At 41.7% G+C, this 12467-nt stretch carries 11 protein-coding genes; 6 read left to right on the forward strand and 5 right to left on the reverse strand.

The window, feature by feature from the left end:
* Window positions 1-8: 8 nt before the first annotated feature.
* Both FTU38_RS03840 and FTU38_RS03845 read right to left on the reverse strand, forming a co-directional pair.
* Window positions 9-1343, reverse strand: a complete 1335-nt coding sequence (locus tag FTU38_RS03840) for a GGDEF domain-containing protein (protein ID WP_180110618.1) — start codon at window positions 1341-1343, stop codon at window positions 9-11.
* Window positions 1344-1487: 144 nt separating this feature from the next.
* The gene (locus tag FTU38_RS03845) at window positions 1488-2663 is read right to left on the reverse strand and encodes a GGDEF domain-containing protein (protein WP_180110604.1); all 1176 of its coding nucleotides are present in this window, start codon (window positions 2661-2663) and stop codon (window positions 1488-1490) included.
* 393 nt (window positions 2664-3056) lie between these two features.
* Here FTU38_RS03845 and FTU38_RS03850 point away from each other — a divergent pair, with 393 nt between their 5' ends.
* The 3 genes from FTU38_RS03850 (at window position 3057) to FTU38_RS03860 (ending at window position 5300) form a co-directional block, all read left to right on the forward strand.
* Window positions 3057-4004, forward strand: a complete 948-nt coding sequence (locus FTU38_RS03850) for a pirin family protein (protein WP_180110605.1) — start codon at window positions 3057-3059, stop codon at window positions 4002-4004.
* 68 nt (window positions 4005-4072) lie between these two features.
* The gene (locus tag FTU38_RS03855) at window positions 4073-4471 is read left to right on the forward strand and encodes an OsmC family protein (RefSeq protein WP_180110606.1); all 399 of its coding nucleotides are present in this window, start codon (window positions 4073-4075) and stop codon (window positions 4469-4471) included.
* A 151-nt stretch (window positions 4472-4622) separates the two neighbouring features.
* Window positions 4623-5300, forward strand: a complete 678-nt coding sequence (locus FTU38_RS03860) for a glutathione S-transferase family protein (RefSeq protein ID WP_180003539.1) — start codon at window positions 4623-4625, stop codon at window positions 5298-5300.
* Here the strand turns inward: FTU38_RS03860 and phoR are convergent.
* The 3 genes from phoR to FTU38_RS03875 form a co-directional block, all read right to left on the reverse strand.
* Window positions 5297-6655 carry a phosphate regulon sensor histidine kinase PhoR gene (phoR, locus tag FTU38_RS03865; RefSeq protein WP_078191505.1) on the reverse strand — a complete coding sequence of 453 codons (1359 nt, stop codon included), beginning with the start codon at window positions 6653-6655 and terminating at the stop codon, window positions 5297-5299. The two genes, FTU38_RS03860 and phoR, sit on opposite strands and share 4 nt — an antisense overlap.
* Before the next feature lie 23 nt (window positions 6656-6678).
* Window positions 6679-7389, reverse strand: coding sequence for a phosphate regulon transcriptional regulator PhoB (gene phoB, locus FTU38_RS03870; protein ID WP_078194048.1), 711 nt, complete (start codon window positions 7387-7389; stop codon window positions 6679-6681).
* A gap of 229 nt (window positions 7390-7618) precedes the next feature.
* A complete protein-coding gene (locus tag FTU38_RS03875) occupies window positions 7619-8302 on the reverse strand; it encodes a TetR/AcrR family transcriptional regulator (RefSeq protein ID WP_180003536.1) in 684 nt (227 codons plus the stop codon).
* Window positions 8303-8526: 224 nt separating this feature from the next.
* Between FTU38_RS03875 and FTU38_RS03880 the strand changes: the two genes are divergently transcribed.
* The 3 genes from FTU38_RS03880 to FTU38_RS03890 all read left to right on the forward strand — a co-directional run bounded on the left by FTU38_RS03880 (window position 8527) and on the right by FTU38_RS03890 (window position 12465).
* The gene (locus FTU38_RS03880) at window positions 8527-9357 is read left to right on the forward strand and encodes an SDR family oxidoreductase (RefSeq protein ID WP_180085654.1); all 831 of its coding nucleotides are present in this window, start codon (window positions 8527-8529) and stop codon (window positions 9355-9357) included.
* Window positions 9358-9894: 537 nt separating this feature from the next.
* On the forward strand, window positions 9895-11376 hold the full coding sequence (locus FTU38_RS03885) for a carbohydrate porin (RefSeq protein ID WP_180110607.1): 1482 nt from the start codon (window positions 9895-9897) through the stop codon (window positions 11374-11376).
* Between the two features lie 33 nt (window positions 11377-11409).
* Window positions 11410-12465, forward strand: a complete 1056-nt coding sequence (locus FTU38_RS03890; protein ID WP_180003529.1) for an ABC transporter substrate-binding protein — start codon at window positions 11410-11412, stop codon at window positions 12463-12465.
* Window positions 12466-12467 lie beyond the last annotated feature (2 nt).

A 12467-nucleotide genomic window follows, 5' to 3' on the forward strand; every position in this document is an offset into this window, starting at 1 on the left:
TCAACATTCTATTTATAAACAATTGACCAACTACTATCGCTTTCATTATTCGGTTCAGCTTTGGGTTTTGCTTTATGGGTAAAGCTCTGCCAAGATTTCGTCGATTTACGTTCGGGTTTCATGCTTGAATCATAGCGCTCTACACGGTTACGGCCATTTTCTTTTGCCTGATACAGCGCAATATCCGCTTGCTTAATCAGTTCAGTTAAATTTTGCTTATGTGATTTGAGCTGTGAAACACCAATGGAAACGGTAAATTGGATCGGGTGATTTGCGACATTCAGCAAAGATTGATTTTGAAGCGTTAAACGAATACGTTCCGCGATCAACATTGCATCCTGTATTTGCGTTTCCGACAGAAGCACAATAAATTCTTCGCCACCAAAACGAGCCAAGACATCTTTTTGGCGCATTTCTTTGCGGGTGGTTTCAGCGATACATTGCAGTACCTGATCACCAACATCATGACCGTAATTATCATTAATATGTTTAAAATGATCGACATCAAACATCAATAAGCAAGTACTTGCAGGCGTTGGCCATTCATGGATGCGATGCTCAGCCAACTGAACAAACTGACGACGGTTGTATAACTGGGTGAGCTCATCTGTATGCGCTAAATTTTTCAGTGTATGCATATTCCAGTCATCAAGCAGGGTACGTAAAAAATGACGACGTGCATTGAGTGTATTGTTCCAACTCATATGCAGGCTGATCATCCAAACAGGAATAGACACCACCACAAAAATCAGTGCTTCTTGCCATGATAAAAGCTGACTCACCGCAAAATATACCAATAGCGAAATGAGGCCCGAACAATACAAGGCTGGCTTAAATTGTGTTTGTACGCAGACATTGGCAATCAAGATAAAGATCGCTGCACCATAGATATAGGACGAGACCATTGGGCTATTTGAAGCCAGTAATAAGCCAATCCAAATCGCGGTGCTGCAGACTGTCCCAATCGGTAAGATCATGTCGAGCACACGAATATCTTTTTTGTATTTAAACAGATAGAAGCTGACCAATAAGGCAGCAACAATCATGGCCACTCGAGAAAGACCTGACCAAAAGAACATGTCAGGGATAATAAAAATGTCAGCAAAAAAATAAAGAAGAAACGTAATCTGCGCCATGTAGTTTACTTGACGCAAATAAGGTAACTGATGGGCATACTGATGTTGTAGAAAATAGTTTCTAAACTGCGTAGGAATACGTGCAAAGGGATCTGCAATGGCTTGTTCAATCTCGGCACGATTGGCAAGATCACACTCAGAAAGTTTCAAAGTATGAGTATGATTTTTACGAACTTCCTGAGCAGACGAATTAGTCCAAGAACTCATTCGTACATCAACAGACATGTCCCTTCTCCATAAATGGCTTAGGACAAATTATGAACAAAAAACACACAAAAATATCTACCTGAAACTAGGGATTTTTCGAATGAATGATAAAAAATCGTCTGATGAATGTTACAAAATATATTATTAACTTGCTGTTTTATAAGTTGAAATTTGATTGCGTCCTGCAGATTTTGCTTGGTAAAGTGCCTGATCGGCCATGCGAATGACACTTTGTAAATCTCGGTTTTTTTGACCAAATTCGGCAACACCAATTGAAACGGTAAATTTAAGTTTTTGTAGTGTATCAAGTTCTAAATAATCATCGGCTATTGCCCGTCGTAGACGTTCGGCAATATCTTGAGCCTGACGCAGGTGTGTCTGCGGTAAAAGAATTATAAATTCTTCACCGCCGAAGCGGGCAATGATGTCTTGGCTACGTAAGGTATGTCGGCACGTTTCTGCAATTTGTTGTAAAACATGATCACCAATATAGTGCCCAAATTGATCATTAATATTTTTAAATTTGTCGACATCAAAAATCAGTAATGAAAGCGGCTGTAACGGTTTGGACTGATGATGAATATGATAATTGGCAAGTTGAATAAATTGACGGCGATTGTTTAAGCCGGTCAGCACGTCGGTATGCGCCATAATATTGAGCGCTTCACGGTTCAACTGATCGAGTTTACTGTGTAAAAAAACAATTCTGGATTTTTGCGTTGAATTCCAACTGATATACAAACTAAATAACAACACAGGGGAATAGATCAAGATAAACAGTTGCAGTTGATGGATATTGCCAGAAACGGCGAAATACACCCCAATCAGCAAGATTAGACTGATACACAGAGAAATGAGCACAGCAGCTTTAAAGCGGATTTGCACACATAAATTGGCTAACACGATAAAAACCAAGGATGCATATAAATAAATCGGCACATCAGGGCTATTGGATAAATTGAGTAGACTAAACCACAGGGCAGAAGCGCCAACGATCGATAGGGGAAGCATCAAGTCAAAGAGTAAAATGCTCTTGCTATATGTATAAATGACCCATGTGATGCCCATCATCAGTAAGGTATAGGCCGTTTTTAAGCCTATCGCGAGCAAGCCCACATCGGGCAACATAAACCAATCCGCTATGGCATAAGAGAGATAGGCCAATTGTGCCACGATGTTGACTTGGAAAAAGAATTTAAAAAGTTGACGACGATGGTAGTGGAAAAATTCTTGACGAAATTGAGCAGGAACGCGAATAAAGGTTCCTTTCAAGGCATTTTGGATCAGTGTACGTGATTCTTTCTTATACTCATTGATCATGCAAGATGACCGACGGGTGAGCATGGTTTGTATGTAAATTTATGTAACTCAAATAATTTATATCATTTTTATTTAAAATTAAACACGTTATTTCAATGATTTGTGAATTATTTGGTATTGTTTGGTCAAAAATGAGTGTTAATTTGTGTTGCTTAAATTAACATTTCACGTGATTTGAACAAGTAATTTTGCATTGGGTATTGTCTAAATAAGCATCAATAACTGTTATGCTGTATGTCATATTAGGCAACAAAAAAACGATTGTCCTATCTCTGTGATTCAGCGTATTAATGACAGCTGAAGAAGATTGAGTTAATGCAGATATAATGGAAAAAAATGCATAGCTCTAGCCGATAGTCCTTGCATCGGCTTAGCCAAATTTAGGGTAAGAATATGACCAATACCAATTACACAGAAATATCTCATTCCGACGATTGTGAAAAATACGTCAATCAGTTCATTCAAGAATTTCCACTGCGCCGTGCTGAAATTGGTCAAGGCACAGTGATTAAACGAGCTTTACCAAGTCGTCATAAACGAATGATTGGTGCATGGTGTTTCCTTGATCATGCTGGTCCAGTGCATTTCCCTCAAGGTGATGGCTTAGATGTTGGGCCGCATCCACATATTGGTTTGCAAACATTTACCTGGATGATTGATGGCACCATGATGCATACCGACAGTTTGGGCACACATCAGTTAATTCAGCCCAAACAAGTCAATCTCATGACAGCAGGTTATGGTATTTCGCATACTGAGGTTGCTCCAGAGTCTGAAACGCAAATGCATGCTGCGCAGCTTTGGATTGCATTGCCAGATGACAAAATAAATATGGCGCCCCAGTTTGACCATTACCCAGAGTTGCCTGTGGTGACACAAGACGTGATTGAATTGACGGTATTGGTGGGTGAATTTTTACAGACTAAATCGCCGGTAAAAGTACATAGTGAATTATTAGGTGTCGATCTGCGTAGTTCGGAAAGTCAAAGTACCGTCCTGCTGCTCAATCCAAAATTTGAATATGGCTTTATGGCCCTCGAAGGGACTGCCAGTATCAATGGTCATGAGCTCAATGAAGACAATATGGTGGTACTTGAGCCGGGCTTAACCCAAGTCAAAATTGACCTACATGCAGGTGGCCGTGTTTTATTATTAGGAGGTGAACCTTTTGAATCACCGATTCTGCTGTGGTGGAATTTTGTGGGGCGCACACAAGAAGAATTGAATATTGCCCGTGAGCAGTGGATTAATCAGGACGAACGCTTTGGCTCTATTCCTGACTATGATGGTCCACGACTAGAAGCACCGGCTTTCCCTGATAAAATGCGTCCATCACGTTAACTTAAAAATCAAAATGAACAGCCGTACCTGTGGTGAAAATGGTGCGGCATAACCATGAGGGAGTCATTATGGGTATCGTCGCAACGGCAACAGTAAACACCTTAGAAGCACCGTGGGCAGGTGAAATTCAGAGTGGAAAACATCAACTTATTACCGATAAGCCCGAATCATTTGGTGGCGGGGATTTAGGTTTAGCACCGTATGATTTACTGTGTGCCTCCTTAATTTCATGCACCATGATTACTTTGCGCATGTATGCAGCACATAAACAAATTCAATTGGGTGAGTTTCGTATTGAGGCAGACTTTTGTGCGAACCGTGAAGGTGCTGAATGGGTTGAGCGACGTCTACATTTTCAAACGCCCTTGGATGCAGAATTAGAGCAAAAAATCTTGTCCATTTGTGAAAAAACCCCAGTGACAAAAACTTTATTGCGCAGTGTAGACATTAAAACCACTCTAGTTTAATTTAAAAGCAGGTCGCTGCTGTACTGTGCAAAATTTAGTTTTGATATAGCCCTAAGCAGTGATCTGACACTTTTTATGATTTAAGTAATTCAAAATAATAATGGCTTGCCAGAAATAAGAAAATTTTAGACTTCATATAGGAGATGAACCCATGCGGGTGCTACATCATCTAGAAAAATCTCGTTCATTTCGTATTTTATGGGCAATGCAGGAATTAGGACTGGATTATCAGGTTCAGTTTTATCTGCGCCAGCCAAATTTGTCTGCTCCCCCTGAGCTTAAAGTCATCCATCCTTTAGGAAAGTCGCCCATATTGCAGGATGATGGACTGGTCTTGGTAGAATCTGCAGCGATCTTGGAGTATTTACAAGAGAAGTACGATCGGCATGATTTTTTTGCAGCCAAGGCGGAACATTCAAAACAACAATATCGCTTTTGGATGCATTATGCCGAAGGTTCTCTGATGCCGTTATTGGTGATGCAGTTGGTCATGAGCAATGTGCCACGCCATGTACCTTGGGTCATCAAACCCGTAGCTAATCGCATTTGTGATGGGGTCAAAAAAGGTTTTGTACGACCTCGCTTAAAAGAACATATCGAGTTTTTAGAAAACCATTTAGCGGAAAATGAATATTTTGCGGGACCGTTTAGCTTTGCGGATATTCAGATGACGTTTCCATTAGAAGCCGTCATGACCCGAACGCAAGGGCGATATCCACAAATTCAGGCTTTCTTACAACGGATGCAACAGCGTCCTGCATATCGCCGTGCCAAACAACAAGAACAACAGTTGGAAGCACAGCAAGACCGGCGGGATGATTCTGCTTAGCTCACATGATACAAGCGTTCTTTAGGGAAGACTACTTTAAACAGCGAACCACGGTTTTCTTTGGACTCAATTTCAAGGTGTGCCTGATGTTGCATCAAAACGTGTTTCACGATGGCAAGACCTAAACCTGTTCCTCCCGTTTGGCGACTACGGGCGCTGTCCACACGGTAAAAACGTTCAGTCAAACGGGGTAAGTGTTTCGGATCAATCCCGATACCGGTATCTTCAACGGTAAAATAACCATGCGTACCATCATCATGCCAACCAATGGTCACAGTACCACCTTTCGGGGTGTATTTAATCGCATTGGTGATGAGGTTACTAAAGGCACTCGCCAATTCCATATCTGATCCGATTAGGTCACAGTGACTATCAATCTCGAGATTCAGTGTATGTCCATAATCCACATTGTAAGCATGTGCATCGTCATACAGTTGGTTCATTAGGCTAGGCATTTCAATGATTTGATTTTTAGCAACTTTTTTATCATTTTCAAGACGAGATAATAATAACAAGTCATTGACCAAAGCATTCATACGGCGGGTTTGAGACTGCATTTGATCGAACGCACGCTTCCAGCGTGGATTTAAATCTTCCTGATCGGTAAAGGTTTCGATATAACCACTTAAAACCGTGAGCGGTGTGCGTAGCTCATGTGAAATATTATCGACAAAGTCTTTACGCATCTGCTCAAGGTTATGCATACGTGTGACGTCATAGGCCACCAGTAATCGACTTTCGCGACCAAAACGGGTCAATTTGACTTGCACATAATGGTCTTCAAGTACCGATGATTTCATTTTCAAACCATCGGGGGCTAAATCGATATTGGTAAAGTATTCGATAAAACTAGGCTGTCTTAAAATACTTAAAATATTGCGCCCTTGATCCAGCTGTTGAATCCCTAAAAGCTTTTCTGCGGCAGGGTTCCACCATTCGATTTGGTGTAATTCATCAATCAATACCACAGCTTCAGCAAGTGCCACCAAGGAAGATTGAGCGCGGTCGATCAGACCAACCATTTCAGCTTGTACAATGCGTTCTTGGCGCTGCGCACGGTATACATTAAAGAGCAAAGCCCCCCAAATACCGTCTAAATTCGGCGGGACATCATAGGGACGGTTTGAAATCCATTCGTTAACCAAGTACAGCGAACGCATTTGCAATGCAAAGAACACTGCAAAGGCAATTAAGATGCAGATCCATAAGTACCCGATACCAAAGCCGATGAGTGCAGCAATGAGCAGGAAAAATGCCAGCAGTCTTAAATCCTGCTTGGCAAAAGTCCATAAACTGCTGTAACGGAATTTTTTATGTTCACTGGCAAGTTCAGGGACGGGATACGGTTCGTACATAGAAAATTAAAGACCTAAAATGACTAACCCATCACAGCGTCTGCACGGGTAGAGAAACGGTAACCTGTACCACGAACAGTTTGGACATAACGATCGGCTTGGAAAGGTTCAAGAACTTTACGCAAACGACGAATATGCACGTCAATAGTACGGTCCTCAATATACACGTTTCCACCCCAAACCTGATCTAATAATTGTGCACGGGTATAAGCACGTTCAGGATGGGTCATGAAGAAGGCCAGTAGACGATATTCAGTCGGTCCCATATCTAAAATGGTGTTGCCAAAGCTGACACGTTGGCTGACTGGATCGAGGATTAAGCCATTGGCATCAATGGTTTTTTCACCACCCAAGGCATTTGAGCGACGTAGCACCGCTTTAATGCGTGACACCAACTCACGGGTGGAAAAGGGTTTGGTCATGTAGTCATCTGCGCCTGCGTCTAGACCTTGGACTTTATGGTCTTCTTCGCCGCGCGCAGTGAGCATGATGACTGGAATTTCTGACAAATTTTCATCGCGTTTTAAACGACGACATAGGTCTACACCACTCACGCCACCAGGCATCATCCAATCCAACAAAATCAGTGCAGGACGCTGATCCACAATCATTTGGTGCGCTTGTTTGGCATCTTCAGCTTGCTGACATTGAAAACCAGCCATATCCAGTGAAGTATGGATCATTTCCCGAATCGGGAGTTCGTCGTCGACGATTAAAATATAGTCATCTTTCACAGCGCAATACCCTATTTTATGTAAACGGTAGACCGTTTTATATTTATGACAGGCTTATTACAAAGATTAATTATGACAGTATCATTGCAAAAATGATCTTTCATTGAGGTTTAGAAAGAAATTGTGACAATTTAAATCCTGAAATATTCAACAACATGGGCTTTGCATCATGCTGTTGTCACAAAAAATCATTCAAAAAAATTGTAAAGATCAGTGTTGAGCTCAGAATTTATTTGCTGGGTTTTTCAGAAAAAGCATCCAACAAGGCCAAAAAGACCACGCTACATGACGATAAAACTTCATCAATCGGCTGTTTATAACCACTCATGACCCAGCGAATCGCGATTTGGGTGACATAACCATTGAGACCTGTTGCGACCATTGAAATTTCGCGTTCTGAACGATTAATATTCGGCATCATCAGCATGACAAAGGCATGAATCATACGGTCAAAGCGCATCATGGTTTCATGAATTGTGGCTTGGTTATGTAGCTCTTGTACCAACATGGCATCGATGTAAATGATGCGCGCCATGCGAGGATTATTTTTTAAAGTTAACAATAGGGCGGTTAAACCCGCTTCAATCATTTTTTTAGAATCGGTAGATGCTTGCATGATGGCTTGTATCACGTTTTGTTGCAGTTCATCGATTAATTTTAAAAAAATGGTCTGGAACAGTTGCTCACTTTTCTTAAATGATTCATAAAAATAGCGTTCGGTCAGCTTGGCTTCCAAACAAATATCTTTCACAGTCACTGAAAAAAAGCCATGTGTTCCATAGGCTTCTATACCGGCTTCAATCAGTTTTTCACGTCGCGCTTGCTTACGTTCACTGAGAGAAAGCCCTTTAAATTGACGTTCCTTCACATTTTTTGCCTGTTGTTGTTCTGTGTGATTTGTTGCATCTGTCATGAAAATATACGCTGAACTAAAGCAGAATTTTGTCTTATTTTAGCAATAATTTCAGTTTAAACCTATGTTTAAGCATTGGCGATTTCAACAGCTTAGCACGTCCTAAGATGACATTGACAATATGTATTGTCAAAACTATATTAAGTCGACGAACTGCACACATTGGCAAATGAGATCACGCTGTGATAAAGCCAAGCGGCAGCATAAAGGAATAAGGAATCACAATGAAAAACTTCAAAAATAAAGTGGCTGCCATTACAGGTGCAGGTTCAGGTATTGGTCAGCAATTGGCAGTGCTTTTGGCGAAACAAGGCTGTCATCTGTCTTTAAGCGATGTGAATGAGCAGGGTCTTGCGGCAACCGTAGACTTAGTGAAAGCCAGCAATGTACGTGTAACCACGCAAAAACTCGATGTGTCAGACCTTGCGGCAATGAAAGCATGGGCAGCACAGACCGTTAAAGATCATGGTTCGGTGAATATGATTTTTAACAATGCGGGTGTGGCATTGGGCACGACCGTTGAAGGCGCAAGCTACGAAGAGCTGGAGTGGATTGTCAATATTAACTTCTGGGGTGTGGTTTATGGCACCAAGGAGTTTTTACCGTATATTAAGCAAAGTGGTGAAGGTCATATCATCAATATTTCCAGCTTGTTTGGCTTAACGGCACAGCCAACACAGTCGGCATATAATGCCACTAAATTTGCAGTACGTGGCTTTACCGAATCTTTACGCCAAGAATTGGATATTGAAAACTGTGGCGTGAGTGCGCTATGTGTACATCCGGGCGGGATTCGTACCAATATTGCCAATGCCGCAAAAATGAATGACAGCTTGAAAAGTTTAGGCATGAACCCACAAAAATCGGCACAGTCGTTTAATAAATTCTTGCGTTGTCCACCTGAAGAAGCGGCTCGTCAAATCATTGCAGCAGTACAAAAAGATAAGCGCCGTTTATTGATTGGTAATGATGCAAAAGCGATTGATTTAATTCAACGTTTGCTACCGACGGGTTATCAAAAATTAACTGCCATGGCGACTAAATTTGGTCAATAAGCGGTAATTAAAATCAATTGAAAAGAGCCCACGTCAGTGGGTTTTTTTTATGGCTAAAGGAAAACACAAGGTGTATTTTTTATTTCATAAAATGAGATATAAAAATGGAGATATCTGATGATTTGAAATAAGCAACTGTTGAATAACCAACAGTTTTTTGGCGTTAAAACCAACAGAATTTATCAGGTTTAAATAATAAAGCTTTAAAAAATAAATACTTAAAATGTTGGCACAGTTGTTGCCATATTAGAGTGAACAAAACTCACCACTGTATGGAACATTTATGAGTACTTTTACGCATCGATATCTTTCTGCTTTTCGTGTCCTGCAACAGGCATGTTGTTGTGCTATGACACTCGCGATGATGCGCGCTTAAATTCTAAAAGCTGTCTTCGAGTTTCGGTCGTGCATAAGTTGAATAAAACCTACGACCACTCAGATTAATTTTTAAAAACCCACGCAGTACATTCACTTCATGCACCTTGCATGGGGTTGGGGGATTTTGCGCTTTGGGAAAAATGTTAGTGAAACCAAATCATGAAAAAAACCACATTAACCGTTGCGGTCGGACTGATTTTATCCGCAACCAGTCCGCTGAGTTTTGCATCGGATGAAGCACTTCAGCAAGAACTGAGCAGCTTAAAACAACAAATTGAGAGTTTGCAAAAACGCTTAAATGCAGTGGAATCTGGGACGACCAAAAGTAAAGTCGTAGAAATGGCCGCGTTGACGACAGACGATACGAGCAACGCCGCTGATGTTGAAGGTGAAACGCAGGTTTCAGAAGTGACCACAGCAACATCCGAAGATATCGACGGCTTACGTGCAGATATTGAAAACTATAAGTACGATCAGTCACGTCAATATGAACGTCAAACCACCAAATCGACTCGTGATACAACCCTGTATGGCACGGTTCAACTGCGTGCCAGTGCGCTCGATGAAATGGGTGTCTTAGGTGCAACCAAATCGACATTTGATATTGGGAATGCGCTGATTGGTGTGCGTGGGAATTTATTCCGTGATTATAACGAAGGCAAAAACCTCGATTATCAATTGTCCTTTGGTTATGGCAAACGCAATGATGGCACCAATAACAGTAACTTTAACTTACTGGATGCCTTTGTTCGCTATAACGCTTTTGCCACCAATGCGGGCCCTGAAACTGCCAAACTGAACTTTACGCTCGGTCAGCAGTTATTGCCCTTTGGTCTAGATGTGCAGTCTCCTGAAGATTTGCGTCCGACCATTAGTACCGCTGCAGCTTCGACCTTTTTAGGACTGTTTAATCGTCAAAATGGATTTATCGTCCGTGGAGATGCCAAACCTTTTGTCGACTTTGCATCGAACTACCGTGCGCCGCTATTTGAGTATGCCTTAGGGTTGACCAATGGGAACGCCAGTAATAAGGCAGATGACAACAATGGCAAAGATTATATCGGTCGTGTGGCTTTTACCTTGCCAGTGGACTACGCCAGCATTTTCCGTGAGTTGAAGTTTGGTGCCTCTTATATCAAAGGCGAATCGAAAATTTCAGCCGGCGGAATCACTGATAATGCTGCGAAACGTGATCGTTTAGGTTTCGATATTTATTATAACCACGCACCATTTGGTGTGACCTATGAATATCTGCAAGGCAAGACCGATTATGTCGACACCGTAGCCCAAGACATCAAAGAAGCCAAAGCGGAAGGGCATACATTTACCGCCTTCTACACCTTGGGCGATCAGTTCTACAACAGTATTAAATCCAACGCCAAATTTGATGATTTCTGGCCGAAGTCAGTCCAAGGCTATTACCGTTTTGACCGCTATAACCCGAATAAAAACAACGCAACTTATTTCGACACCGCAAGCGGCCGTATTGGTGAATATGACATTCACTCTTTGGGTTTAAACCTATTTTTTGCGCAAACCACAAAATTCCAATTACAGCTGAATCACTACCTGTTTGATATCGAAACGGCAAATCAAAAAGACACCAATGAGCTGCAAGCTCAGGTTCAGTACACCTTTTAATTCAAAAATTTAAACCATTAAGGAACATTTAAAATGAAAATTATCTCTAAAAAAATCGCAGCCACATTCTTGGCACTTTCAGCACTTGGTTTAAGCATTCAATTGCATGCTGCCAATCCCAAAGAAATTCGCATTTCAGTATCAGCTGCGGGTGAGGGGGGTAAACCCAAAGTGGGCGGTAGTTTTGTAGCTACAGCACATTTACGAGGTGTGCTCGAACAAGAATTTAAAAAAGATGGCATTAAGGTGAATTGGCTCTTTTTCCCAGGAGCAGGCCCTGCAACCAATGAAGCTTTAGCCAATGGCAAAGTGGACTTTGCATTGCATGGCGATTTGCCCTCATTGGTTGGACGTTCGACGGGATTAAAAACCAAAGTGTTGTTCTCGACAGGGCGTTTTGGTCCTACCTATGTGGTGGTGCCTGCTGGATCAAATGCCAAATCCTTTGCAGATCTCAAAGGCAAAAAATTCTCCGTCTTTAAAGGGACCAATGGTCAGATCGTCTTTAACCGTGTGTTAGCGAAATACAATTTAGCAGAGCGTGATTTACGAGTGATTTCGCAAGATGCCTATTCGGCACGTACGGCCTTAGCGACAGGTGATATTGATGCCACGATTACTTCACCATTTAGTTTGCAAGCGCGTGGAGTGGCGAAAACTTTAGTTGAAATTAAAGATCCAAAAGTTGCACCGATTGCGCACTTTTGGGTGACAGAAAGTTTTGAAAAACAATATCCAGAGGTGGTGCAACGTGTCGTGACGACACTGATTAAACAAGCGCAGTGGAGTTCTCAAGAAGCCAACCGTAGTGCGCAATATAAACTTTGGGCACAAAGTGGCATTCCGTTGGTGGATTATCAAAAAACGTGGGATGGCTGGAATTTAAAAGACCGTACTACACCATTACTCGATGAATTCCATCGTTCACAAATTGACAGTGCTTTAAAAATTGCCAAAGACGCTCGTTTAATCCGTCGTGATGTGGATACCAAAACGTGGTATGAGCCGAAGTATCTAAATAATGCCTTGAAAGAGCTGAAGTTAGAGGGTTACTGGCGCCAATTTAATGCTCAAGGTCAACCGAAGTAAGT

This window comes from Acinetobacter sp. YH12098 (genome assembly GCF_013419235.1).
Taxonomy (GTDB): domain Bacteria; phylum Pseudomonadota; class Gammaproteobacteria; order Pseudomonadales; family Moraxellaceae; genus Acinetobacter; species Acinetobacter amyesii.